This is a genomic window from Novosphingobium sp. BL-S-33, from assembly GCF_056857025.1.
On the sequence record NZ_CM166475.1, the window covers coordinates 323844 to 349307 of the forward strand.

Annotated in this window: 18 protein-coding genes; 13 read left to right on the forward strand and 5 right to left on the reverse strand. The window is 64.7% G+C overall.

Annotated features, from left to right (window positions below; all coding sequences use genetic code 11):
• From AC1VVM_RS18295 to AC1VVM_RS18310, 4 genes are all read right to left on the reverse strand, one after another.
• Entirely contained in the window at positions 1–936 is a 936-nt protein-coding gene (locus AC1VVM_RS18295) for a glycosyltransferase family 2 protein (protein WP_482957021.1), read from the reverse strand.
• A gap of 550 nt (positions 937–1486) precedes the next feature.
• A complete protein-coding gene (locus AC1VVM_RS18300) occupies positions 1487–2461 on the reverse strand; it encodes a DUF3011 domain-containing protein (RefSeq protein WP_482905226.1) in 975 nt (324 codons plus the stop codon).
• A gap of 172 nt (positions 2462–2633) precedes the next feature.
• Positions 2634–3044, reverse strand: coding sequence for a response regulator (locus tag AC1VVM_RS18305; RefSeq protein ID WP_482905227.1), 411 nt, complete (start codon positions 3042–3044; stop codon positions 2634–2636).
• Positions 3045–3077: 33 nt separating this feature from the next.
• Positions 3078–6722, reverse strand: coding sequence for a PAS domain S-box protein (locus tag AC1VVM_RS18310; RefSeq protein ID WP_482957022.1), 3645 nt, complete (start codon positions 6720–6722; stop codon positions 3078–3080).
• Positions 6723–6927: 205 nt separating this feature from the next.
• Between AC1VVM_RS18310 and AC1VVM_RS18315 the strand changes: the two genes are divergently transcribed.
• From AC1VVM_RS18315 to AC1VVM_RS18370, 12 genes are all read left to right on the forward strand, one after another.
• Entirely contained in the window at positions 6928–8862 is a 1935-nt protein-coding gene (locus AC1VVM_RS18315; protein WP_482957023.1) for a methyl-accepting chemotaxis protein, read from the forward strand.
• A 4-nt stretch (positions 8863–8866) separates the two neighbouring features.
• On the forward strand, positions 8867–10297 hold the full coding sequence (locus AC1VVM_RS18320; RefSeq protein WP_482957024.1) for a chemotaxis protein CheW: 1431 nt from the start codon (positions 8867–8869) through the stop codon (positions 10295–10297).
• Between the two features lie 38 nt (positions 10298–10335).
• Positions 10336–11382, forward strand: a complete 1047-nt coding sequence (cheB, locus tag AC1VVM_RS18325; protein ID WP_482957347.1) for a chemotaxis-specific protein-glutamate methyltransferase CheB — start codon at positions 10336–10338, stop codon at positions 11380–11382.
• 29 nt (positions 11383–11411) lie between these two features.
• Positions 11412–12230 (forward strand): CheR family methyltransferase, encoded by an 819-nt coding sequence (locus AC1VVM_RS18330; protein ID WP_482957025.1) that lies wholly within the window; start codon positions 11412–11414, stop codon positions 12228–12230.
• The gene (locus tag AC1VVM_RS18335; RefSeq protein WP_482957348.1) at positions 12230–14203 is read left to right on the forward strand and encodes a chemotaxis protein CheA; all 1974 of its coding nucleotides are present in this window, start codon (positions 12230–12232) and stop codon (positions 14201–14203) included. The genes AC1VVM_RS18330 and AC1VVM_RS18335 overlap by 1 nt, the downstream gene beginning before the upstream one ends.
• Positions 14200–14466: a hypothetical protein gene (locus tag AC1VVM_RS18340; protein ID WP_482957026.1), complete on the forward strand. Its 267-nt coding sequence runs from the start codon at positions 14200–14202 to the stop codon at positions 14464–14466. The genes AC1VVM_RS18335 and AC1VVM_RS18340 overlap by 4 nt, the downstream gene beginning before the upstream one ends.
• A gap of 71 nt (positions 14467–14537) precedes the next feature.
• On the forward strand, positions 14538–14906 hold the full coding sequence (locus AC1VVM_RS18345; RefSeq protein WP_482957349.1) for a response regulator: 369 nt from the start codon (positions 14538–14540) through the stop codon (positions 14904–14906).
• Positions 14903–15541: a chemotaxis protein CheX gene (locus AC1VVM_RS18350; RefSeq protein ID WP_482957027.1), complete on the forward strand. Its 639-nt coding sequence runs from the start codon at positions 14903–14905 to the stop codon at positions 15539–15541. The genes AC1VVM_RS18345 and AC1VVM_RS18350 overlap by 4 nt, the downstream gene beginning before the upstream one ends.
• Positions 15534–17531 carry a hybrid sensor histidine kinase/response regulator gene (locus AC1VVM_RS18355; RefSeq protein WP_482905234.1) on the forward strand — a complete coding sequence of 666 codons (1998 nt, stop codon included), beginning with the start codon at positions 15534–15536 and terminating at the stop codon, positions 17529–17531. The genes AC1VVM_RS18350 and AC1VVM_RS18355 overlap by 8 nt, the downstream gene beginning before the upstream one ends.
• Positions 17532–17741: 210 nt before the next feature.
• Positions 17742–19031, forward strand: coding sequence for an ergothioneine biosynthesis protein EgtB (gene egtB, locus AC1VVM_RS18360; protein WP_482957028.1), 1290 nt, complete (start codon positions 17742–17744; stop codon positions 19029–19031).
• Between the two features lies 1 nt (position 19032).
• Positions 19033–20052 (forward strand): L-histidine N(alpha)-methyltransferase, encoded by a 1020-nt coding sequence (gene egtD / locus AC1VVM_RS18365; protein WP_482905236.1) that lies wholly within the window; start codon positions 19033–19035, stop codon positions 20050–20052.
• A gap of 291 nt (positions 20053–20343) precedes the next feature.
• Positions 20344–21171 (forward strand): alpha/beta fold hydrolase, encoded by an 828-nt coding sequence (locus AC1VVM_RS18370; protein ID WP_482905237.1) that lies wholly within the window; start codon positions 20344–20346, stop codon positions 21169–21171.
• A gap of 79 nt (positions 21172–21250) precedes the next feature.
• On the opposite strand, the gene AC1VVM_RS18375 is transcribed toward AC1VVM_RS18370, so the two are convergent.
• Entirely contained in the window at positions 21251–22774 is a 1524-nt protein-coding gene (locus AC1VVM_RS18375) for an FAD-dependent monooxygenase (RefSeq protein ID WP_482957029.1), read from the reverse strand.
• Between the two features lie 410 nt (positions 22775–23184).
• On the opposite strand from AC1VVM_RS18375, the gene AC1VVM_RS18380 reads away from it, so the two are divergent.
• On the forward strand, positions 23185–25458 hold the full coding sequence (locus AC1VVM_RS18380; protein WP_482957030.1) for a TonB-dependent receptor: 2274 nt from the start codon (positions 23185–23187) through the stop codon (positions 25456–25458).
• Positions 25459–25464: the final 6 nt, after the last annotated feature.

A 25464-nucleotide genomic window follows, 5' to 3' on the forward strand; every position in this document is an offset into this window, starting at 1 on the left:
TCAGTCGTTCGCGCCGCGCATCCAGGACGTGACGCCGCGATAGGTTTCGAGCCCGAGGACCGCCGCGCCAAGCCGGGGGAACTTCGAATTGAGCCGCAGTTCACCGCCCAGTTCCGCGCCGCGCTTCACTGCCTCTCGGCCTTGCTCACGGTCGCCCCGGCGAAAGGCGCTGTCGGCCAGCCAGTAGAAATAGTCGCCCAGGATCTTTTGACGCTCGGTTTCGGGCAGCGCCTCGGTCGGCTGCTTCAGAAGGGCCTCTGCCAGTTCGACGAGATCGCCGAACGTCGATCGGTTTCCGGAAATCCGCAGCGGGGAATCGTGTTGGACATAGACGCCGCAGCCCTGCGGTGAATGCGCCAGCCGCGCCCCCGCGAGCGCGGCGCGGCAGACGACTTCTCCGTCCTGATTGCGGCGGACTTTCTCGTCCCAGCCGCCGATCTGCCGCAGGAATTCGGTGCGCCACATGACCGCGCAGGGCGGGGTCCACTGTCTGCGAACGAGCCACCGGTCGAGCAATTCGGCGGCATTGGCATAGGCCGGCTTGCGGCGGCTCGCCTGATTGCGGCCCTCGTCGTAGAACAGCCAGGGGCCGAACGCGATGTCCGCGCCATCCGCCAGCGCGAGGGTCAGGCCGTGCAGCAGATCGCCCATGACGAAATCGTCGCTGTCGAGAAACATGACGTATTCGCTCTCGACCATCGCCAGCCCGCGGTTGCGGGACTTCTGCGCGCCAAGGTTGCTCGGGTTGGTCACGACTTCGATCCGGGGATCGGCCAGTTCGGATAGCACCGCCTCGGTCTTGCCGTCGTCGTCATCGACCACGACGATGACCCGAGGCCGCACTTGCGGCTGGCCGAAGATCGAGCGAACCGTTCGTTCTATCGTTCCGGAGGCATGAAAAGCAGGCACGATAACCGTGACCCGTTCCTGAGGCATGCTCGGGCTCCCTTTGTCATGTCGATTCGCTCTGCCGGGTCGACGGGAAAGGGTAACGCCGTTGCGCGCCGCTGAGAACCGGCACGGGCCCGCCGGAAATGACCACTGAATACTCTTGAGGCAGAAAGGCCCAGATTCGGGACGTGGTGTGAGCGGAAAGGCTGCAAGGAAGCGGGGCCCCCGCCTTCGCGGGGGCGACGGAGGATGGGGGCCTGCCGAATTCGTTCGCGGGCCCCGAGGTCGGTCTGTGCTTCGAGATGCGAGCGGCTCCGTTGAATATCCGGGGAACACTAACGCAAATTAGGTGCGATCATGCCCGGCATTATTCGGGAACAGTTGGCTCATGCACTCGTTGTTCAGAGGAGAACTAGTAAGGAGAGTCGCATGGGCAAGGGTATTCTATTGTGGCTGATCGGTGTGCCGATTCCGGTAATTCTGGTTCTTTGGCTGCTGTTCCACCACTGATCGGACTTCCTTTATCGAAAAGCCCGGCTGGTCACTGTCGATCATGGATCGGCAGGGCCGCCGGGCTTGTCTGTTTGGAAGCGGCTCAGTTCCTGAAATCAAGCTCCACAACCCGCGTCGGCGTTGCGCGGCAGAACAGCGGCAACATCCGCTCGCCATCGGGATATGTGCCGATCAGTTGCGCGCGGAAGCGCCAGCCGCCGTTGCCGGGCTCGATATGGACCAGCCTGTCGAACCGCACCTGTGTTCCGCCGGTTATGCCGACTTGCCGTGCGGCCTCCATCATGCAGGTGTTCATCGAGGGCCGCGCATCGGGCGGTAGCGAGGACAGATCCGCCACGACGGTCGCAGGCGGTCCCGGCTGGAACGGGCCCGTCGGCGGCGGCGGGGTTTCCGGCTGCGTTGGCGTAGGTGTAGGCGTTGCAGTGGGCGGCGGGGGAACGCTGCCCTGCGAAGCGCCCGAAGGTCTCGGGCTGTTGCGATTGTTGAGCAGGGCCACCAGCCCCGCCGCCACGGCAGCGCCGCCGATGATCGCGCCGGTGCTCAACCCGCCGCCGCTGTTGTTGTTATTCCCCTGATCCTGCCAGTGATTGTTGCCATAGCCATAAGCGAAAGTGCCCCGGCAATTGCGCGAAACCCAGATCTGGCGCTGGTCGTAGCCCCAGCTCTGCCCGCGAACGCACTGCGAGGATCGCGTGAGCAGTTCGACGCGGTTCTCGGTCCGCGCATTGCAGCGCTCGGTCCGGTTGTTGCGTGACTCGCAGGTGAGGCGCCCCGCGAAACCGTTGGGCCGTCCGGGGGCAGGCGCGGGAAGCGGTACGGGGCGCTGTCCCCCTCCGGACTGTCCCCCGCCAGAGGGTGGCCGTACTTGCGGCCGGCCCGGAACGGGAGCGGGTAGCGGTGTCGGCCGCTGCACTCCGGGAACCGACGGGGACGACGTATCCACGGGCGCCGGAAGCGTCTGGATCGGTTCGGCCGGCCTCGTCTGCGCGGTCAGCGTGTTCGTGGGTTGCGCGGCGAGCACAGCAGTCGCCGCGATCATCGTAACCTTGCCCCTCATACGGATCTCTCAGACAGGAGGTGGATTTGGACGTGATCGATGACGCACTATACTCTTGGACTGGAAGAACAACAACATGAATTGATTAGGTGAATAGTCGGACGCTACCTGCCGGGAACAGCCGTTTCGCGGTCTCTATAGTGCCGGATATCCGCCCCGTTTTCGAATCGCGTCAGGCGTTACCCGGGCGATCCAGAGTCCGTGCATCGTGCAAGGTCCGCACCGCATCGGCCAACTGATCGAAGCTATAGGGCTTGCACAACACGGTGGTAGGCTGCCCCGGAAGGTCGGACGGGCCGGCGCCGCTGGCGATGGCAACCGGGATGCGGCGTTCGGCAAGCTCTGCCAGCAGGGGATCGGATCGCTCGCCGGCAAGATTCATGTCGATCACCGCGACATCGAACGCCCCCGCCCGCGCCGCCTCCAGCGCGGGGGACAGCGCGGCATAGGGCCCTATCACGTGGCAGCCGAGGTCATCGAGCATGTCTTCGAGCAGCATCGATACCAGCAGTTCGTCTTCGGCGACCAGCACGCGCAGTCCGTGAAAGTCGGCAGGGTGGGCGGATGCGGCGTGTTCAGACATTGTTGGGGAACCTCGAATGGGCAGGATGCAGTGTCAGCATTCGATGGTCTCGCGAATACGGCGGGCGAGGACATCCATGGCGAAGGGCTTGGTAATCATGGCCATGCCCGGTTCGAGAAAACCCGAGGCGAGCGCGGCGTTTTCCGCGTATCCGGTCATGAACAGCACTTTGAGATCCGGGCGATAGCTGCGCCCGCCATCGGCCACTTGCCGCCCGTTCAGGCCCGGCAGGCCGATATCGGTGACAAGCAGGTCGATCCGTGCGTCCGATTGCAGGATGGCAAGGCCTTCGGGGCCGTCGGCGGCCTCTATCGAGCGGTATCCCAGTTCGTCCAGCACGTCGAGGATCAGCCCGCGCACGACCGGTTCATCCTCCACGACCAGCACGATCTCGCCGCTGCGGGCGACGGGCAGGTTCGCCCCGTCGGCCTTTTCGGCATCGATATCGCCCTGTCCGCGATGGCGCGGCAGGTAGAGCTTGATCGTGGAACCACGCCCTTCATGCGAATAGATCCGCGCCTGCCCTTCGGACTGGCGGGCAAATCCATAGATCATCGATAGGCCAAGCCCGGTGCCCTGACCGATCGGCTTGGTGGTGAAGAAGGGCTCGAAGGCGCGCGCAGCCGTGTCCTCGCTCATGCCCACGCCGGTATCGCTGACGGCGATGCAGACATATTGCCCCGGCGTCAGTTCGCGCTGGCGGGCGCGGTCCAGGCCGTCCAGATCGGCATTGCTGGTCTCGATCGTCAGCTTGCCGCCATCGGGCATGGCATCGCGGGCATTGATGACAAGGTTCAGGATCGCGCTTTCCAGTTGGTTGGGGTCGCACCGCGTCTGCCACAGCCCGCCCGCCAGCACGAATTCCAGATCGATGTGCTCGCCCAGCGAACGGCGGAGCATGTCCTCCATCGAGGCGATCAGCGGATTGGCGCGTACCGGACGGGGATCGAGCGGCTGGCGGCGGGAGAAGGCCAGCAGGCGATGCGTCAGCGCGGCGGCGCGCTCGGCCGAAGTCCGCGCGCCCTGAAGCCAGCGGTCGAGATCGTCGGTCCGCCCCTTGGCAAGGCGGTTGTGCATGACGTCGAGACTGCCGGTAATGCCCTGAAGCAGATTGTTGAAGTCATGCGCGATGCCGCCGGTAAGCTGGCCCACCGCCTCCATTTTCTGGCTCTGGCGCAAGGCGTCTTCCATGGCACGCTGCTCGGTGATGTCGCGGCCGATGGCGTGGATGCGGCCGTTGTCCGGCACGGCCGTCCAGGCCAGCAGCCGGTATTCGCCGTCCTTGGTGCAATAGCGGTTCTCGAAGGCCAGCGTGTTGGAACCGCCCGCCAGCTTGCCGATTTCCAGGGCGGTCGGCTCGATGTCGTCGGGATGGACGAACCGGGAAATCGGCTGCCCCAGCATGTCCTGCTCCCGCCAGCCCAGCACGCGCTCGGCCGAGGGATTTACCGCCCTGATGATCCCGGCGTAATCGGCCACCATCATCAAATCGCGGCTGATCGTCCACAAACGGTCGCGGTCTTGCGCATAAGCGGCTTCGGCCCGCTTCTGCGCCTCGATCTCGGTATTCGTACCCACCCATGCGGTGATCTCGCCGTGGGCATCGTGCAGCGGCAGCGCGCGGGCGAGATGCCAGCGGTATAGGGCCCGGGAATCGCGCAGGCGCAATTCCGCTTCGTAGATCCGCCCGGTCGCGAGCGAGGCGGCCCACTTGCGGGCCGCTCTTAGCCGGTCTTCGGGGTGGACGATCCGTGACCACCGGCTGTCCTTCAGACTGCCGTGCGGAAGGCCGGTATAGCTGTAAAGCCGGTCGTTGAACCAGTCGAGCCGCCCGTCGGCGCGCGCGGTCCAGACCTGATTGGGCATGTTCTGGGCAAGCGTGCTGAACTGCGCCTCGCTCTTTTCGAGCGCGCGCTGGATGCGGCGGCGGTCGGTCACGTCCTGCACTACGCCGATCATTTGCGCAGGGCGGCCGTCCGCGTCGAATTCGAAACTGGCCTTGCGGGCGATCACGCGCTCCTCGCCATTGTCGGGACGGCGAATGCGGTATTCGACATCGAGAGCGGCCTCGCCGGTCTGGCGGCGCTTGCTGCTCGAAACGAGTTCGCTGTCCTCGCCGATGACCAGATTCTCGATGGCGCGGGTCGAGTGGGATATTTCCGGGGTGATGCCGAAGATCCGCCAGAATTCCGCGGTTCCATCGATCGTGTCGCGCTGGATGTCGATCGAGAACAGGCCCACGCCGCCCGCCGCCTGCGCGCGAGCCAGCCGCTCCTCGCTGAGGTTGAGCGCTTCCTGCGCGCGGTATTCCTGTGTCCGGTCGCGCAGCAGTTTGACGAAGCCGATGGCGCCCCCGGTCTTGCCGCGCAGGGGCATCAGTTCGCTGAGGCCCCAGAAGGGTTCGTGGGACTTGCGCAAGTGCCAGCGGGCCTCATGGGCACGGCCGGTTTCCAGCGCCTGCGCCCGCATCGCGGCGGGCAGGCCGGCGGCGCGGTCATGGGCGGTGAAGATCAGTTCCATCGGCTGGCCGAGCATTTCCGCCTCGCTCCAGCCAAGGATCGCCGTGGCACCCGCATTCCACAGCGTGACCCGCCCGTCGAGATCGGCGGCGATGATGCCGTAGTCGCTCGCGCTGTCGAGGATCTGGCGGTTGTAGGCCTCCCGCTCACGCAAAAGGTCTTCGGCGCCGACGCGCTGGACATGGGCCCAGGACCGGTCCGTGACCTCGCGGATCACGCTCAGCTCGTAATCGGTCCAGTCGCGGGGCTTGCGGTCGTGAATGGCCATCAGTGCGGCCAGCCGGCCTTCCTTGACCAGCGGCATGCAGATGGTGGCGGCAATGCCGATATCCTGGAATGTCCGCGCCGCGGCAGAGGGCAGTTCGCGGGCATTGTCCCTGACGATCAGCGGCCGTCCGGCGCCCAGTTCCCGCACCGCCAGCGCGCCGAAATCGGCAAGGCTGTAGTGCCCAACGATGGAGGGCGATCCCGGTGCGTGCCAGTCCCCCCGGATCGTGAAGCCGTCCGCATCCGCGTCCATGTCGGCATAGGCGCAGCTAGAGACGCCAAGGTGCTCGGCGGTTAGGCGGCTGGTGATGGCGAGAATGCGATCGGCGCTGCGGCAGTCCGACACCGCGCGGCCCAGTTCGTCAAGGAAACGCAGGCGCGTTTCGCTTTCCTCCAGCGCCTGGCGCGCGTGATAGGCCTCGGTGATTTCCACGACCACGGCGATCACGCCGCCGGGCTTGCCGTCGTCACCCGGCACGGGGGAGTAGTCCAGGTTCATCCACACATGCTCGGGCGCGCCGTCGCGGTGGAGGACCAGTTCGTGGTCGCGGTAGCTGAGCGTGCCGCCGGAAAGGCCGACTTTCATCACGTTGTCGTTGAAATCGGCCACTTCCTCCCAGCCGTCGCGGACATTGGAGCCCAGCAACCGGCTGTCGCGGCCACCGGCGAAGCGGGAATAGGCGTCGTTGTAGATCATCACGCCCTGCTCGCCCCAAAGGAGCACCAGCGGCACCGGGGAGGGCAGCATGAAACCGACCGTGTGCTTCAGGCTGATCGGCCACCCGGCGATAGGGCCGATCGCGGTCGAGGCCCAGTCATGCGCTGCGATCCGGCGCGCGAGTTCGCCGTCGTGAGACAGGAACCCCTCGCCAGTCTCTGCCCGTAACGCCAACGACCCTTACTCCTTTGCGGGCCCCCGAATTTATCCGCGTGCATGCCTTGGGGATGCCTTGCAAAACACGCCATGACAGGGCGGGTTCCCGCAAGGGAGCGGGCATCAGCTAAATCGGCTGACAACGGCGCAACTGTTTGATGGCGTTCGTCCGCATGGTCGCATATGTCCGTGCGATCTCGTCCAGGACCACGTGGGAATCGCAATGGCTTTGGTAAAGAAATCCGCGCTCGGCGCCCGGTCTCCGGTCCGCAAGGCCGCTGCCGAGGAAAAGCCGATGACGGCGCCCGCGAAACGTCCGGTGCGCAGCGGGCGGGGCCGTTCCGCGAACGCGGCGGAACGGATCGACCAGTCCACGCAGGAACTCGCCAGCGGCCTTGCCGAAGCCGCCGCCGCCGCCGCCGAGCTTCAGCGCGCGGTCGATCAGATTTCGAGCGCCTCGGAAGAAGCCGCCGGTGCCGCGCAGGAATCGCTGGGTCTTATTACCGCCCTGCGCGCCGACTTCCGCGAGGCGAGCGACCGCGCGGCGGCCTCGCAGCGCCAGACCGAATTCGTGCAGGCCGGTTTCGGAGAGGCATCGGCGCAGATCGAAACCTCCGCCGCCGCCATCACCCTCAATGCACGCCGCCAACTGGTTTCGGTGGGCGTGATGGCGAAACTGGAGCAGGCGGCGGGCACCATCGTTGCCATCGGCCGCGCGGTGGGCGACATTTCCGAGCAGACCGGCATGCTGGCGCTCAACGCCTCGATCGAGGCCGCACGGGCGGGTGATGGCGGGCGCGGCTTTGCCATCATCGCCGACGAAGTGCGCGAGCTTGCCGACCGGTCCGAAAGCAGCGCGTCTGACATCCAGACGCTGGCGGGCGATATCGCCGCCGCCATCCGCGCCGTTGCCGACCGTGTTCGCGCGGCTGCCGCCAATGCCAGCGGCGAAGCGGAAGGAAGCCAGTCGCTGATCGCCTCGCTCGATGCCGCGCGCGAGGAATTGACCACCCTTGCCGAAGGCGCGCAGGCCATTGCCGCCGCTGCCGGTGAGGCCGATCTGGCCGCGAACGAGGCGGAGCAGGGCGCCGAGCAGATCGCCAGCGCGGCGGAAGAACAGTCGGCAGCGGCGGCCGAGGCGCGGCAGGCCATCGAACAGCAGGCCACCTCGCTTGAGGAGAGCCAGCAGACGGCCGAAGCGCTGGGGGGGCTCACCATTCTGCTCACCGACAGCACCAATGGCGGGATGGCCGTCGAGCAAGTCGGCGTGGCGGCCGAGGAACTCTCGGCAACGGTGCAGGAGCTTTCGGGCGCCTCTGGCCAGATCCTCGTCGCCATCGAGCAGATTGCGCGCGGCGCGCAGATCCAGGGCGCGGCAACGATGCAGGCCAGCGCGGCGATGGGCCAGATCGAGACGTCGGCAATGGCAGCGCAGGAACGCGCGCAGTTCGCGGTCGAAAAGATCACCGGGATTGTCGAAACCACCGAGGAGGCCAGCCGCCGCATCGCCGCGCTCGTGGCCGGGATGTCCGGCGTGGTGGAGGAAATGCGCACGGTTCTGGTCGCGCTTGGCGATGTGGGCGATACCGGCCGCCGCATCGAGAAAATCGGAGACGCGCTGGCGCTGATAGCGCTCCAGACCAATATGCTGGCGGTGAGCGGCGCGGTCGAGGCAACCCGCGCCGGTGAGGCGGGCGCCGGGTTCGCCACAGTCACGGCCGATATCCGCAAGCTGGCGCGCGAAGCCACGACCAATGCCGAGGACGTCAAGGACGCAGTGCGGAGCATTCAGGATCAACTGGCGACAGTCCGCCGCGATCTTGATCTGATTGCCAGCTCCGGCGAAACCGAGGCGGGGCGCAATCAGGCGACGGTAGAACGGTTCGCGGGGATGACCGGCAGCCTTGCCGAAACCGCGCGCAACAACACCACGATCCGCGACGGCGCCGATGCGATCCTGCGCTCGGTGCGCGAAATCCGTAGCGGGAGCGAGCAGATCGCGCAGGCCGCCGAACTGTCCGCAGGCGCGGCGCGAGAGGCAGGGGTCGCCGCACGCCAGCAGGCGCAGGGCGCGGAAGATCTTGCGGCGGCCATCGAGGACATTGCCGCGCTCGCCGTTTCATTGACCGGCTCAGTTTCGCCTGCAGGGAAGGGCTGAGGCGGTGACGGCGCCCGCCGCCGCGACAGGGCAAGCGCTGCTTGTCTTCACGTCGGGCGGCACCCGCATGGCTATCGACGCGGCGCGCGTGCGCGAAGTTGCCGCGCTGCCGCCGATAACCGTGGTTCCGCAAGCCGCCGCCTGCCTTGTCGGCGTCGCCCGCTTTCGCAGTCAGGTGCTTCCGGTAGTGTCTGCGGCCAGACTGGTGGATGGCTGCGATGCCCCGGCCCGGCAGGCGCTCCTGCTGGGCGGCGAGCGGCCGTGTGCGCTTGCGATCGACAAAGTGATCGGGCTGGTAACGGGCGGCGAAGACCGTGCGTCCGATTTCGAAGCCCTGCTGGCAGAGGCCTTTCCGGTCGGCGAACGTAGCGCCGGGATCAAGGCAGCGGCCAGCACGCCCGCCGTCGCGCCAAATGCCGCAGACTTCCGTGACGATGAGGCGTTGCTGCTGGTCATGGAAGTCGGCCGCCAGCATTTCGCGCTGCCGCTCGACCAGATCGAGGAAGTATGCCTGCCCGCCGACGATGTGGCCGCGCTTCCGCAAGCCATCGGAGCGGCGCTGGGCACGATGGCCTATCGCGGCGGCCTGCTGCCGTTGCTCTCGCTGGCCGGACTGTTGGCGATGGATGCGCCGCTCGCGCAAAACTCCCGCGTGGTCGTGGTGCGGATCGGCGGCGCGCGGGTAGGGCTGGTGGTGGACCGGCTTCGCCATGTGCTGCGCACGCCGAAGGCGCGGATCGATCCGGTGCCGGTGGCGCTGGTAAGGGGCGAGGCGGAAGCGGTGGTGCAGGCGATCTGCCGCCCGCCAGAAGGAGGGCGTCTGGTTTCCGTGCTCGATGCCGCACACTTGCTGCCGGAGGACGTGACCGCGCGGATGCGCGCCGACATGACTGCACCGGAACGGGCGGATGCGGCGGCGCCGGACAGAGCCGAGGCGCAGGGGCAGACGTTCCTGTCGTTCCGCGCAGGGGCGCACCGGCTTGCGGTTCCCGCCGTGGCGGTGGACGCCGTTGCCAGGGCCCCGCGCGCGATTTCGGCGATCCCCGAGGCGCCGTCATGGCTGCGCGGCGTCGCCAACTTGCGCGGCGAAGCGGTGCCGGTGATCGACCTTGCGGAGCGACTGGACAGGGCGGCCGAGGCCGGTGATCGGCAGCGGCTGATCGTGGCCTCGCACGGGGGCAGCCGCGCGGCATTTCTGGTCGAGGAAATCTACGGGATGGTTCGCCTCTCGGCAGAGGCAGCCGCCACGGCAGTCCCCACCGGAGGGCGGGCCGATGAGACGTTCGAAGGCTTCGCGGCACTTGAGGATGCGCCAGGGGATGGCCCCTCGGATAGAAGTGCCGGGATGGCGCTGCTGGTATCCCCCTTTGCGCTGATCGACGCGGCCGCGCGGGACCTGCTGGCGGCCGCGACGCGGAAAGCGGGTGCGGCGTGACGGATACGCGGCTGCTGGTCGTCGACGATTCCGCGCTCATGCGCAAATTGCTGGTCGAGATATTTTCCGGCCACGGCTTCGAAGTGGCCGTGGCACGCAGCGGGGCCGAGGCGCTGGCGATGCTGGGCACTTTCCTCCCGGATGTCGTGACGCTCGATGTCCATATGCCGGACATGGACGGCCTGGCCTGCCTTGACCGGATCATGGTCGAACACCCCTGCCCGGTGGTCATGGTTTCCGCTCTGACCGCAGAAGGCGCGGACGAGACGCTGGAAGCGCTGTCGCTCGGCGCGGTGGATTTCATCGCCAAGCCCAGCGGCCCGATCTCGCTGGAGATCGACCGGATCGCCGAGGCCCTTGTCGAAAAGGTACGCATGGCGGCAGGCGCGCGGATACCGCGATCGCGGCGCCTCACGGAACGCGTGCGGGCACGGATATCGCGGGTGGCGGACCAGCCCCGCGCGCGGTCGGCAGGGAAGAAGCAGCGTTTGGCGGACGATCCGCTGACGGGCGTGGCCGCCGTGCTGGTGGGCGTCTCCACCGGCGGGCCGCCCGCGCTCGATGCGCTGCTCCAGCCGCTGCCTGCGGATTTCCCCTGGCCGATCGTCATCGCGCAGCACATGCCGGCCAGCTTTACCGGAGCACTTGCGCGGCGGCTTGACCGTCAATGTGCCTTGTCGGTCCGCGAAGTATCGGCGGCCACGCCGCTGGAGCCGGGCACAGCCTATATCGGGCGGGGCGATGCCGATCTGATCATGTCGCGCCGCTTCGGGGACGTAGTGGCGCTTTCGGCGCCTGCCCGCGCCGACCTGCCATGGCATCCGAGCGCCGACCGACTGGTGGACAGCGCCTGCGAGGTCATCGGGGCCGAGGCGCTGGTGGGCGTGTTGATGACCGGCATGGGAACCGACGGCGCGCGGGCGATGGCGCGCATGCGGCAGCAGGGCGGCCATGTCATCGCGCAGGATGCGGAAACGGCGGTGGTCTGGGGCATGCCGGGCGCGCTGGTGGCAATGGACGGGGCGGATCTGGTGCTGCCGCTGGAAAGCATCGCCGGGCAGCTCTGCGATTGGGCACGGACGTGATCGGCGCGCCAAGGGAGCCCCGGCCGGATATGCCGCCCACCGATGAGGACATCGCGCAGGTCAGCACGCTGCTCTACATGTGGACCGGAATGGTCTTCAGCGAGAAGAAGGCCTACTATATCGAGCGGCGGCTGATCGAGCGCATCCGGCGCACCGGCAGCGCTGACATGCGCACCTATTTCGGCCGCCTGATGGGCGACGAGGCGGAGCGTCAGGCGCTCATCAACGCGGTGACCATCAACGAATCCTATTTCTACCGCGAAGATAACCAGTTCGCCGCGCTCGCCAATGCGATCCTGCCCGAACTGGCAGCCACGAAAGCGCCGGGCGGGCGCATCCGCATCTGGTCGATGCCCTGCGCCCATGGCGAGGAAGCCTATTCGATCGCGATCTGGCTGCTGGAAAACTGGGCAATGGTCGATGCCTATCATGTCGAGATCGTGGGATCTGACATCGATACCCACGCGCTCGCCTCGGCGCGGGACGGGCACTATGGCAAGCGGGCGCTGGCGCGGCTGCCCGAAGCCGCGCGCGAGGCCTACTTCGAGCCCGAGCGGCACCATCAGCGGCGCATCATCAAGGATTTGCGCGAATCCGTACAGTTCACCCACGTCAATTTGGTGGACGCGGCGGCCGTGGCGTCGCAAGGGCGGTTCGACGTCATCCTGTGCCGGAACCTTCTGATATATTTCGACGAAATATCGCGGGCGAGCGCTGCGGGACACCTCTATAACGCGCTCCTGCCGCGCGGTTTCCTGTGTCTTGGGCATAGCGAATCGATGGCGCGGATCGACACGCGCTTCAATCTCGTTCGCCTTGACGACGCGATCGTATATCGTCGGCCGTGATGGACGAGCTGCTCGAACAATTTCTGATCGAGGGACGCGAACTTGTCGCCCAGGCGCATGGCGACCTCGCTTTGCTGTCGCGCGATCCGGCCAGATCCGAGGTGCTGTCCAGCCTGTTCCGCACGGTCCATACCCTGAAGGGATCGGTGGCCCTGTTCGACATGGGCCCGGCGGAACACCTGCTCCACACGGCCGAAACCCGGCTCGATCGCGCGCGCGGCGGGCGGATGGCGATGGGCGGGGACGATCTGGAGACGCTGGTCGCGGTGATCGACCAGCTTGACCGCTGGATCGACGAGATGGAGCACGGCGGCGCCCTCCCTGCGAACGCCGAAGCGCGCGCCGCCACTCTGGCGGAGAGCTTGCAGGACGATGAGGCGGAAGACGGCGAGCGGCCGTCTGAAACCGAGTCCGAAACCGGGCCGTCGGAAACAGCCGATGCGCCCGATTGGCTCGGGGCGATGCTGGCGGACAGCAGGTTTCGGGATCTGGACGGCGCCGCAACCGCGTTTCGCTATATTCCCGATTCCGAATGCTTCTTTCGGGGAGAGGATCCGCTGGCACTCGTGGCGGGAGTCCCCGATCTTCTGGCCATCGATGTGGTTCGCAGCACCGAAACGCCGGAAATCGCCGACATCGAGCCCTTCAAGTGCGTTATGGGCATTCTTGGTGTCTCCAGGGGCACGCTCAAGGCCGTTCAGGGCGCGTTCCGGATGGTCCCGGATCAAGTCTCTTTCGCCCAGATCGCGCGGCCGTCCGGCTCCGCGCTGACGGAGGCTCTGGCCGAAACGCTGGCAAGCACTTCGGCGGACCGGGCGACCATGCTGCGGGTTCCGGCGGACAAACTGGACACGTTGGCGGCGGAAGTCAGGGAACTTGCGGTTGCCATGCACGGCCTTGAAGGCGTGACCCGGCAGGCTCAGCAGGTCGACCGGGCGCTGGCCGACGAACTGCGGCGGATCCAGAGCGGCCTGGCGCGCGCGGTCGGCACGCTTGCGGCCACGGTGGCCGACGTGCGCCTTGTGCCGCTGCAACCGGTGCTCCGGCGTTTGCCCCGGCTCGCGCGCGAACTGGCCTCTGCGCTTGACAAGAACGTCGCGTTCGAGCTGTCGGGCGACGGGATCGAGGTGGACAAGCAGATCGCCGAGGGCCTGTTTGAACCGCTGCTCCACCTTGTCCGCAACGCGATCGACCACGGTATCGAAACCCCGCAAGTACGTCTTCGCAGCGGCAAGCCCGCGCAAGGCAAAGTGGCACTGGAACTTGCGCGGCGGGGGGATAGGCTGGTGGCCACGCTCGTCGATGACGGGGCGGGCATCGATCCGGTCACGATCCGAAAAGCTGCGGTCGCCAAGGGCATAATCGCTGCGGAAACGGCCGAAAACCTTGGCGAGCGGCAGGTGCTTCGGCTGATCTTCGCGCCGGGATTTTCCACCAGCGAAGTGGTGACCGACGTGTCGGGGCGGGGCGTCGGCATGGATGCCGTGCAACGCGCGGTAGAGCGGCTTCAGGGCACCATCGATATCGAAAGCGAACCCGGGCAGGGTACCCGGCTGACGATCCAACTTCCGCTCAACGCCATTGTGACGCGCCTGCTCACCGTCTCGGTGGCGGGCGAGCGCTATGGTCTGCGAATGGACCAGATCGTCGAGACGCTGCGTCTCGATGCCACCGAGATCCAGGCGCTGGGGCAGGGCAATGCCTGCATCATACGCGACCGCACAGTGCCGGTCGTGGCGTTGGGCGCCTTGCTCGGGCATGACGAGATAGTCTCGCCGGTGGCGCGTCTGGTGGTGACAGATGCCGGCGGGGAGCCGATGGCGCTTCGGGTCGATGCGCTGGGGGACCGGCTAGATGCGCCTGTGCGCGAACGCAGCGGCCTGCTTTCCGCGCTTCCGGCGGTGGGCGGAACCACGGTTCACTCGGACGGCACTGTGCTGCTGGTGCTCGATTTGCCGGAGCTGCTGGCATGAGCGTGGTAGTCGATGGCCCGGCGATCCGGCTTGTTGGGCACTGTCCCGTCGAAGATGCGGAGCCCTTGCTGGTGGCCTTGCAGGAAGATGCTGGGCGCGTGGTCCATCTGGGTGAATTGGAAGGCGCCCATTTTGCGGTAGTGCAGATCCTGCTGCTATGTTGCCCCGCGCTTGAGGGCTTTCCGAAGGATCTTTTTCTGAAGAACCTCGTTCTGCCCATTCTCGGGGTTTCAGCTTCCGAACAAATCAATGCCGGCCCCTAATCGGGCGGGACATAGACCGAAATAGTCAGCTGAATTTATAAAAGGAGGAGTCGCAAGTGTCGGTGAGTGTGATGATTGTCGATGACAGCAAATTGGCGCGGATCGTGGCGGCCAAGGCGCTCGGGAAACTTCAGCCCGATTGGCAGAAAGTGGAGGCGGGCAGCGCGGCACAGGCGCTGGAACTGCTCGAAACGGAAAAAGTCGATGTCGCTCTGGTCGATTTCAACATGAGCGAGAAGAACGGTCTGGAACTCGCGGCCGAGTTGCGCGCTATGAGGCCTGACATGCCGATTGCGATCATCACAGCCAACATCCAGGACGAGATCATCTCTCAGGCCCGCGAAGTGGGCGCTGCCTTTATCGCCAAGCCGGTTACCAGTGAGGCGTTGTCCGGCTTCGTGTCCGGAGCAGCGCTGAAGCTGAGAACGGCCAAGGCATGACACCTGAGCAGGTTGAACTCTCTGAACTCGAACGCGATGCCTTGACGGAGATCGTCAACATCGGCGTCAGCCGGGCGGCGTCCAGCCTGCGCAAGATGATCGGGGATCAGGTCCTGCTTTCGGTCCCGTCGATCGAAGTGGTGAGCCAGAGCCGGGCGGCGCGCCTCATCAGCGAGCGGGAGGTGGTGGATCTTGTCGCGGTCCGGCAGGATTTTTCCGGGCCGTTTTCAGGCCGGGCCCTGCTGATCTTCCCCGAAACCAACAGTCTCGAACTGGTCCGCGCCGTCACCGGCGGTGAACTCAGCGCCGAGGAAGTGCTGGAGATGGAGCACGAGGCGCTGGCGGAAACCGGCAATGTCATCCTGAACTCCTGCCTTGCCACGATGGCCAACATGCTGCGCCGCTCGCTGTCGATGACGATCCCGGAAGTGCTGCGCGGCAATGGCGCCATGCTGTTCGAGGTCGACGAACGCGGCGGCAATGGCGGATTGGTGCTGTTCCTCTATATCGACTTTGCAGTGCGGATGCGGGACATCCGAGGCTATATCGCGATGCTGATGGACATTCCCTCGCTGGCGACATTGAAGGAACTGCTTGACGAATTCATCGCGGGCGTCGTTGGCGACGATGCCTGAACCTAGGGAATCCCTGAATCAGGATCAGCTGCGCGCGGTGCTTGCGGCAGCGGGCGCCAGCGGTTCCTGGGATTGGGATATCGTCGGCGAGCGGCTCTACGTCGACTATCGTTTTGCCGAATTGTACGCGTTGCCCGGCGACGACTTGTCCGCCGGGTTCGAGACTTCGGCTTTCTTTCGCGCCATCCATCCCGAAGACCGCCCACGTATCCGCATTGCCGTAGCCGGGATGCTGGCGGGGGCCGCGCTGTTCTCCAAGGAATTCCGTGTCATCTCCCCATCGGGCGCGGTGCTGTGGATGCATGGGCGCGGGCAGAGCCATCTGGATGATGACGATCAGCCCGTCCGCTTCACCGGCCTGCTGGTGGATGTCACCGAGCGCAAGCGCACCGAGGAGCGGCTGCGCATCGCCCAGAGCGCGGGCGGGGTCGGCACGTTCGAATATAGCGATGGGTTCGCCACGGTTTCGGTTTCCAGCGAGTTTTGCAGGCTGCTGGGCCTGCACCCGGCCGATCGGCTGCCGGTGCGAACCATCAATGCAGTGCTGTGCGAGGGTGAGCCGCTGCTCATTCCCGAGGGCAGTCAGGCTGCCCCGCCGGACAGTCTGGGCGGCGAGTTTCAGGTCTGCCGGGGGGAAGACCGCGAACGGCGCTGGATCGCGCGGCGCGGCGAAGTCCTGCGCGATGCCGATGGTTCGGGTTACCGTCTCCTCGGAGTTATCTACGACGTCACCTATGCCAAGCTTCAGGAGGCGGCGCTGAGAGATCTCAACGACACTTTGGAGCACCGCGTCGCCATGGAAGTGGCCGAGCGCAGGCAGGCCGAAGAGGCGCTTCGCCAGGCCCAGAAAATGGAAGCGGTGGGGCAATTGACGGGCGGTATAGCCCACGATTTCAATAACCTGCTCACGATCATCATGGGCAGTGTGGACATGGCGATACGGCGGACCGAGTCCTCTGCAGACCCGCGCATTCGGCGCGCGCTGGACAATGCGATGAAAGGCGCCGAGCGCGCTGCCGCACTGACCCACAGGTTGCTCGCTTTTTCGCGCCGGCAGCCACTCGATCCGCGTGCGGTCAACGTACCCGAATTGCTGGCGGGCATGTCGGACTTGCTGCTGCGCACGATCACCGAAGCCATCGCAATCACCGTCGATGCATCCGACGAGATCTGGACGATCGAGGCCGATCCCCACCAGCTTGAAAACGCGCTCCTCAATCTGGCGGTGAATGCCCGCGATGCCATGCCCGAGGGTGGGGCTCTGCGCATCACGGCACGGAACCGCTCCCTGTCGGATACGGCTGCAGCGTCGCCGACCGATCCGGGCGGAGAAATTCCCGCCGGTGATTATGTGGCGATCGATGTCGTCGATACCGGCACCGGCATGGACGAGACGACATTGGGTCAGGTGTTCGATCCGTTCTTCACGACCAAGGAAGTCGGCAAGGGCACCGGCCTTGGACTGTCCATGGTCTACGGTTTTGCCAAGCAGTCGGGCGGCGGCATCCAGATCGCCTCGCGGCCCGGCGCGGGGACGTGCGTTTCGCTCTATCTGCCCCGCAGCATTGCCGAAGCGGAACAGTCCAGCGATCAGCTCATCGCCTCGGCCGAGATGGGAAGCCCATCCGAAACGATCCTGGTGGTGGAGGACGATGACGATGTGCGGGCCTATACAGTGGGTGCGTTGCGGGATCTTGGGTACGGCGTGATCGAGGCGCATGACGGCGCTTCGGCGCTTGGCATGCTGGCGCGGCACGAACAGCCGATCCGGCTGCTGATGACCGACGTGGTCATGCCGCGCATGTCGGGCAGCGAGCTGGCGTTTCTGGCACGCGAACGTCAGGCAGGGCTCGCGGTGCTGTTCACTTCGGGATATACCCGCGATGCGATCATGCACGGCGGGCGTCTCGACGAAGGAGTGGAGCTTCTGCCAAAGCCATTCACGATGAAGAACCTTGCTTCGAAGGTTCGCGAACTGCTCGACCGCTGACGCACACGCGTGGATAGGTGCCGACAAGGCGTAATATTCGCGATCTATCGGTGCGATATGTTCGCCGTTCGATTTTGAAAGATTCTGCTGCCTGGCGTTGTTCGAGTGTCCGCGACTTGCGCGTGATTGGGAACGCACTGAGCCGCGCTTAGTTTGTCTTTGATGACCCCGGAGGGGCATGTTTCAGGCCACCTACAATTGGAGCCGTGCATGACAAGCTTGCCGAGCCGGACCGGGCCGGGACGATCCGGTACATTGCCTCACAGCGCGTTTCGCGAGCGTTTTCTGGCAGTCCGCGCGCTGACGCTGGAACTGGTTGAGACATTGAACGAGGCCGACGCGGCTGCACAATCGATGCCCGATGCCTCGCCCGCCAAATGGCATCTTGCGCATACGACTTGGTTTTTCGAAACGTTCCTGTTGCGCGATCAGGTGCCGGGTTACCGGCTCTACGACGAGCGCTGGCCCTTCCTTTTTAACAGCTACTACGAGGCGGAAGGCGCAAGACTGCCGCGCCCCGAACGCGGCATGCTCACCCGCCCCACGCTTGCCGAAGTCGTCGACTATCGCCGCCGCGTTGACGAGGCGATGGTCGCGGTTCTGCCGCAGCTTGTCGAACGGCACGGTGATCTGCTGGAACTGGGCATCCAGCACGAGCAGCAGCATCAGGAACTGTTGCTGACGGATATCAAGCACCTGTTTGCGCTCAATCCGCTGGGGCCCGTCTATCGGGTGCAGAGCGGGAGCGAAGGGCCGGGCAGGGCGGCACCCATGCACTGGATCGAAGGCGCTCAGGGCCGCGTAGACGCCGGCTATGACGGACCGGATTTTGCCTTCGACAACGAACAGCCGAGGCATTCGACGTGGCTCGCCCCGCATGCTCTTGCAAGCCGTCCGGTAACCAACGGTGAGTGGATCGAGTTCATCCTCGACAAGGGGTACGAAACGGCCACGCTCTGGCTGTCGGACGGTCTCGATTGGGCTCGGCGCGAGGGGGTGGCGTCGCCGCTCTATTGGCGCGGGGAGGGGCGGGAATGGGAGCATTTCACGCTTTCCGGATGGTTGCCGGTCGATCATGAAAGCCCCGTCACACACATCTCGTTCTACGAGGCGGAGGCTTTTGCGGCGTGGGCGGGATGCCGCCTTCCCACCGAGCAGGAATGGGAAGCGGCTGCCCGCGATTATGATCCGGGGACAGGCGTTCAACTCGACCACGCCGCGCCCGTGATGCCGCGCGCCGAGCACGGGGCGGACCGGTTCACTTCGCTGTTTGGCAATGTCTGGGAATGGACCGGATCGGCCTACCGCCCATGGCCCGGCTTCCAGACGGCACCGGGCGCTGTCGGCGAATACAACGGCAAATTCATGTCCGGCCAGTTCGTGCTCAAGGGGGGCAGCTGCGCAACCCCGCGCGGTCATCTGCGCGCGTCCTATCGCAACTTCTTCCATCCCCACCAGCGCTGGCAATTCACGGGCCTGCGCCTTGCAAGGAGCATGTGACATGCATGCCCGTGATTTCGAATTCGCCCTTGCGGCCAGCGCCGCCGTTCCGCTTCCGCAGCCGGATAGGAAGGCCGATGACTGCGACCCCGCGTTCAGGAAGGACGTTCTTCACGGCCTTTCCCAGTCGCGCAAGGTGATCCCGGCCCGCTGGTTCTACGACCTGGAAGGCTCGCGCCTATTCGAGCAGATCACCGGCCTTGCCGACTACTATCCCACACGCGTCGAGACCGCCTTGCTCCGGCAGTGTGCGGCGCTGGTGGCGGCCCGGCTCGGGACGGCGCCGATGATTGTGGAGTTCGGCTCGGGCAGTTCGATCAAGACCCGGATGCTGCTGGATGCCATGCCGCAGGCGACGTACGTACCGATCGAGATCTGCGGCGCGTTTCTCGCGGAATCCTGCGCCGCGCTGGCCCGTGACTATCCCGAAGTCACGATCGTACCGATAGAGGCGAACTTCATGGATCCAGTTCGGCTCCCCCCAAGCCGGGACGGCGGGCCGGTGCTGGGCTTCTTTCCGGGCTCGACGATTGGCAATCTCCTGCCTTCGGCCGCCGTCGATCTGCTGCGAACGATGCGCGCCAGTCTGGGCGCAGGCAGCAATCTGCTTATCGGCATGGACGCCGTGAAATCCACGGATCGCCTGATCCGCGCCTATGACGACGATGAAGGCATTACCGCCCGCTTCAATCTCAACCTCCTGCACCGCATTAACCGGGAATTGCAGGGGACCATACCGGTCGGCGCGTTTCGCCACCGTGCCGTCTGGAACGCAGGCTGGACCCGGATCGAGATGCATCTTGAGGCGATGGATGCCGTCAGCTTCGAAGTGGCGGGCGAGCCGTTCCGGCTTGACGAAGGCGAGACGATCCACACCGAGAACTGCCACAAGTACACACCGCAACAGATGCGGCTTCTGCTTCAGGCGGGCGGTTGGAACGAAACGCGGCTCTGGACGGACGGCAACGGAGACTACGCGCTGATCCTTGCCGAGGCCGTGCTCGATGAATGCGGCCCCTGACCGGCAACGCCCGCATTCGGCGTCCAACTACGGAGTACTCTGGGGGCAAAACTACCCATCTTCTGCGTGATCAAACGTTGCTATCGTCCGCGCAATCAGGTCGGGCAAGATGCTGTATTACCATGTAAATTTACGGACTAACGCGCGGCTCCACTTTAGATCCTATTCCCCGAATGTCGGTTTTGGCTCCGATAATGTCGGAAGCGCCGATGCCGATGCAGTTCCATCCGACGTAGGTATTCAACTGCGGGACGGACGCGGGTTCTCCCGGTCAAGCGGAAGGAAACGAAAATGGCGACGATCACGACAACGGACGGCACCGAGATTTTCTACAAGGATTGGGGCCGCAAGGATGCTCAGCCCCTGTTCTTCCACCATGGCTGGCCGCTCAGCGCGGACGATTGGGACAGCCAGATGATGTTCTTTCTCGCGAAGGGATATCGGGTGATCGCCCACGATCGCCGGGGTCATGGCCGCTCCAGCCAGACCTCTGATGGCCATGACATGGATACTTATGCTGCGGACGCCTTCGCGGTGGTCGAAGAGCTGGGCCTGACCAATGCGATCCACATCGGCCATTCGACCGGCGGTGGCGAGGTGACCCGCTATGTCGCGAAATATGGGAAGGGCCGCGTGGCTAAGGCCGTGCTGATCAGTGCAATCCCACCGACCTTCATGCAGTCCGAACGCAATCCCGATGGCGTTCCCAAGGAAGTGGTCGACGGCATTCGCGACGGCACTGCGTACCATCGTTCGCAATTCTATCAGGATATCACGATCCCGTTCTACGGCTTCAACCGCGAGGGCGCGGCGGTGTCGCAGGGCATCCGCGACAACTGGTGGCGGCAGGGCATGATGGGCGCTGCGATCGCGCAGTGGGAATGCGTGCGCGTTCTGTCCGAGACCGAGTTCTACGACGATCTCGCGGTGATCGACGTACCGGTGCTCGTGATGCACGGAGAGGACGATCAGATCTGCCCGTTCACCACCACCGGCGCTCGCTCGGTCAAGCTGCTGAAGCACGGCAAGCTGATTTCCTATCCCGGTTTCCCGCATGGCATGCCGACCACGCATGCCGATGTGATCAACCGGGATCTTCTGGAATTCATCCAAAGCTGAAACGAGCCGCCGTTGAAGCGGTGACCGTCATGGGGGCGAGAGCGGGATGCCGCGCTCGTCCCCATGTCATGAGATGGATTCAGGGATTTCCAAACCAGCGGGAGAGGGCGGGCGCCATACAGTCTCCATCGACCGCGTCATCACTCGCCCACGCGACGAAACCGTCCGGCCGCACCAAAAGAGCGCTCAGGCCAAAGCGATCCCTCGCATCGGCAGCCACATAGTCGATCCGCCCGGACCACTGACCGGCAAGTGCCTGAAGCGACCCGCATGCTCCGAAATCCAGAAGCAGCCCTAGTCCATTGCGGAGGCGTTCGTTCAGCCGGGTACCATCACTCAATGCGAAGTCAGGCGCGCTGCGGCCGACAAGCGGATGGTCCTCTGCGAGATCGTAGCGAAGTCCGGTGCCCCAGACACGCTCGGCAAAATAGGTGGCGCCGTCGCCGGTCTCCATCAGGCCCCGGATGATCGCCTCGAGTGCCCGCGAACTCGGGCTGGGCCGCATAAGGGCGACTTGCGCGCGCGACCAGTCGAGAATGCGTTCGCCCTCGGGCTGCCGCTCTTGCGCATAAGTGTCCAGCAGGTCCAGCGGTACGTCGCCCCGGACAGTGGCGGCAAGCTTCCAGCCAAGGTTCATCGCGTCGCCCAGCCCCAGATTGAGGCCCTGTCCGCCCAGAGGTGAGTGCACATGGGCGGCATCGCCCGCCAGCAGTACCCGGCCTTTGCGATAGTCGGCCGCCTGGCAGGCGCGGTCCGTCCAGGTGGTGACCAGTTCAAGCGCCGCCACCGTGGCATCCGTGCCGGAGATTCGGCGCAGCACCGCTTCGACGTGCTCCCGCGTGATAGGCTGGGCGCGATGGCAGGCTCCGCCGTCAAAATCGACCATCGCGATCGTACCGGGCGGCGCGCAAGTATACATGCCCGTCGCCGTGTAGTGGCGGCCGGGACGGAGCTTCTCGGGATCTGCCAGTTCTACTTGTGCGGAATAGCCGGTGAATTCCGGCTCCGTGCCGGCAAACGCGATGCCCGCGATCTTGCGGACCGTGCTTCGCCCGCTATCGCATCCGACGAGCCAGCGGCTATGAAAACTCTCGGTGCCCGCGCGGACGGTAATGTTCTCGTCCGACTGATCGAAGCTTTGGACGCCGCAGCCGCGCCGGATTTCAGCCCCAAGGGCGATGGCGCGCTCGGCCAGTACGGCCTCGATGCTCTCGATGTCGACCGCAATAGTGCTGAGCGGGCCGGGCAGGCGATATGGCCATTGGCTTGCGTCGACCTGATCCTTGAAGAACTGGATCCCTGCGAAGTGACCGCCGGGCGTGCGGGGTTGCTGCATCCAGTGGGCAGCGGCCGGTGTACCGCGATCGACCATGCGCGCCTCGATCGCGGCGAGAAGCCCCCGGCGATCGAGGCTTTCGATACTGGGCACGGACAGACCACGCAGCCCGAACGGCAGGCGCTTGAGCGGTGAGCCCGCGTCATGCGCCTGTTCCAGCACCAGTACCGAGCATCCGAAGAGTCGCAGTTCACAGGCAAGAAACAGGCCGACGGGACCGGCCCCGGCAATGATGACATCGTAAAGCTGCGAATGGGATACGGACATGAAATACTCCTATGTCGATGTTCGACCGGAGCGTTTCCCGAAACCGAAACCCGCGCGGACGAACGGTCGGACGGCCAGATGGCATCCGAGGTTCGTCGCGGGAATCTCAAGCACGAGGCCAAAGACCAGAGCTTTCGTTACCGAAAGGACTTGGGCTTACCAGACCAAGTCTGCCTTTTCCGACGCGATCCATCTAGCTTTGGCGCGCTCGATTGGCAACGGCGCATCGATGTCAGCGTGTGAATGGCGGTTTTTCGAGGTTATGGGCTCAACCTCGATTCCGTATGAACATCGGGGCTTATCCCAATGTACATTACAAGACGCCAATCTGCGGGCCTCCGCAACGAAACTGTCACACGTCATCCATAGCGGCGGTCGCACGCCATGGCGGCGTGGGGAAAACACACAAGATGACCAGCAAGACCGGGGCGCATTTGCGCCTTTTCGGCGCGAGCCTGCTCGCCCTCTCGATTCCGATGCTTTCCGGTGTCGCCAGGGCGGAGGCGGCGGCCAAACCTCCCGTGGGCGACGAAGACCAGACGTCGGCGAAGAGCGACCTTGCCGAGGGCTCCGACATTCTCGTGACCTCCACGCGCGCCAACGAAATCGCGCCCGTCACGGCGTCCTTGCAGACAACGCAGCCGCAATCGATCGTCTCGCGCTCGTTCATCGAAGACTCGCTTCCTGCCACGGCCGACTTCAACCAGATCGCCCTGATCTCGCCCAGCGTCTCCAACTACGGCGCCGCCAACGGCGTGGGCCTCTCGGAATCCAAGGCCCAGATCCGCGGCTTCCAGGACGGCGAATACAACATCACTTATGACGGCGTGCCGTTCGGCGACACCAACGATCCGACACACCATTCGAACACGTTCTTCCCGTCGAACACCGTCGAAACGCTGGTGGTCGATCGCGGTCCTGGCAATGCCAGCCAGCTTGGCCAGGCAACGTTCGGCGGCAATCTCAACATGTTCTCACGCGCCACACGAGAAGACCCGAGCGTCGAAATGAAGGGCAGCTATGGCAGCTACAACACATGGCTGCTGCGCGGCGTCGTCCAGAGCGGCGCGATCAAGCAGTTGGGCGGCGCGGAAGTCGTGCTGAGCGCCCAGCACATCGGCTCCGACGGCGCGCGTACTTACAGCCCGTTCAAGTCCAACAACCTGTTTGGCAAGATCATGATCCCGATCGGGCCGGACGCTAAGCTAACCATCCTTGGCACCTATAACGAAAACGACTTCAACCAACCCGACAAGGACGGGGCGACGCAGTCCCAGATCGCGCAGTTCGGCAAGTATTTCAGCCTCAACAACGATCCGAATTCGCAGACTTATTGGGGGTACAACCATACCCACAAGACCACCGATTTCGAGATCGTGAAGTTCGAAGCGAACCTTTCGTCCTTCGCGACCTTCGACGATCGCGCCTATACTTACAGCTATGACAACGAAACGCTGAGCGGCAACGACGTAACGCTCTACGCGACGGCGAGCGCGGCCGATATCGCCAAGGCCAACATGGTTACGCTAACCCCGGGCGGTGCGAAAACCTTCGGCGTTCCTGGCTATACCAAGACCAACCAGTACCGGATGTACGGCAATATCGCGAAGACCCGCGTCGATTTCGGATTCGGTGCGATCACGGCGGGTGCATGGCTCGAATGGTCGGACACCTATCGCCAGCAGCGCGACGTTGACCTGATCACCGGCGGCCCGAACTTCGTCGAGAAGGCAGTCAAGGACCCCGTAACCGGCATTGCAACGCCTGCGAACATCAAGTTCGATCAGAATTCGAACACCAACCACACCGAGGTCTTCACCGAACTCGAACTGCGGCCGATCGCGGGTCTGAAGATTACGCCTGGCTTCAAGCACGTCAATTTCAACCGCCGGATCGATGCGGATTATAACCAGACGACCCGCTATCCGCAGAAGCTCAGCAACACCTATACGGTCGATCTGCCGTTCGCGACGGTCAACTATGAGGTGACGTCGCAGCTTTCGGTCTACGGCCAATATGCGCGCGGTTTCCTTGCGCCGCCGCTGAGCTATCTCTACGTCGCGGACCCCAGCCTCTCGACGCTCAAGCCCGAGCGTTCGACCAACTATCAGGCCGGCGCGGTCTATCACGGCCATAGCCTCAGCATCGACGCCGATGTCTACAAGATCGACTTCACCAACAAGTTCGCGCAAGACCTGACCGCACCGGCCAGCGAAGGCGTGGTCTACTTCAACCAGGGCGCCGTACAGTACAAGGGCGTCGAAGGTCAGATCACTTACGCGTTCGACCATGGCATCGCGGTCTTTGCCAACGCTTCGCGCAACTATGCCAAGACCAACAATCCTGACGAACCACGCATGCAAGTTGCCAATGCGCCCGAATATACGGCGGCGGCAGGCGTGCTCTACAAACAGGGTCCGATCCGCTTCTCGCTGATCGACAAGTATATCGGACGCCAGTGGTTCGCCGAAGGCGAGCCGGATGCCTACAAGAGCAATGGCTACAACACCGCGATCCTCTCGGCTCGCTACGATATCGGGCCGGTCCGGATCGGTCTGGAGGTCAACAACCTGTTCAACGCGCGGCCTGTCACCAACATCAGCCCGGGCAAGACGGCGCTGTTCGACCAGTATTACTACCAGACCGGACGCGCCTTCACTGGCGACGTCACGCTGACGTTCTGACAATTG

Bases quoted from the DNA above. Each gene is read 5' to 3' on its own strand.
- AC1VVM_RS18295 (WP_482957021.1), bottom strand. From the start codon at position 936: ATGCCTCAGGAACGGGTCACGGTTATCGTGCCTGCTTTTCATGCCTCC.
- AC1VVM_RS18300 (WP_482905226.1), bottom strand. From the start codon at position 2,461: ATGAGGGGCAAGGTTACGATGATCGCGGCGACTGCTGTGCTCGCCGCG.
- AC1VVM_RS18305 (WP_482905227.1), bottom strand. From the start codon at position 3,044: ATGTCTGAACACGCCGCATCCGCCCACCCTGCCGACTTTCACGGACTG.
- AC1VVM_RS18315 (WP_482957023.1), top strand. From the start codon at position 6,928: ATGGCTTTGGTAAAGAAATCCGCGCTCGGCGCCCGGTCTCCGGTCCGC.
- cheB (WP_482957347.1), top strand. From the start codon at position 10,336: ATGCGCAAATTGCTGGTCGAGATATTTTCCGGCCACGGCTTCGAAGTG.
- AC1VVM_RS18330 (WP_482957025.1), top strand. From the start codon at position 11,412: ATGCCGCCCACCGATGAGGACATCGCGCAGGTCAGCACGCTGCTCTAC.
- AC1VVM_RS18335 (WP_482957348.1), top strand. From the start codon at position 12,230: ATGGACGAGCTGCTCGAACAATTTCTGATCGAGGGACGCGAACTTGTC.
- AC1VVM_RS18340 (WP_482957026.1), top strand. From the start codon at position 14,200: ATGAGCGTGGTAGTCGATGGCCCGGCGATCCGGCTTGTTGGGCACTGT.
- AC1VVM_RS18345 (WP_482957349.1), top strand. From the start codon at position 14,538: ATGATTGTCGATGACAGCAAATTGGCGCGGATCGTGGCGGCCAAGGCG.
- AC1VVM_RS18350 (WP_482957027.1), top strand. From the start codon at position 14,903: ATGACACCTGAGCAGGTTGAACTCTCTGAACTCGAACGCGATGCCTTG.
- AC1VVM_RS18355 (WP_482905234.1), top strand. From the start codon at position 15,534: ATGCCTGAACCTAGGGAATCCCTGAATCAGGATCAGCTGCGCGCGGTG.
- egtB (WP_482957028.1), top strand. From the start codon at position 17,742: ATGACAAGCTTGCCGAGCCGGACCGGGCCGGGACGATCCGGTACATTG.
- egtD (WP_482905236.1), top strand. From the start codon at position 19,033: ATGCATGCCCGTGATTTCGAATTCGCCCTTGCGGCCAGCGCCGCCGTT.
- AC1VVM_RS18370 (WP_482905237.1), top strand. From the start codon at position 20,344: ATGGCGACGATCACGACAACGGACGGCACCGAGATTTTCTACAAGGAT.
- AC1VVM_RS18375 (WP_482957029.1), bottom strand. From the start codon at position 22,774: ATGTCCGTATCCCATTCGCAGCTTTACGATGTCATCATTGCCGGGGCC.
- AC1VVM_RS18380 (WP_482957030.1), top strand. From the start codon at position 23,185: ATGACCAGCAAGACCGGGGCGCATTTGCGCCTTTTCGGCGCGAGCCTG.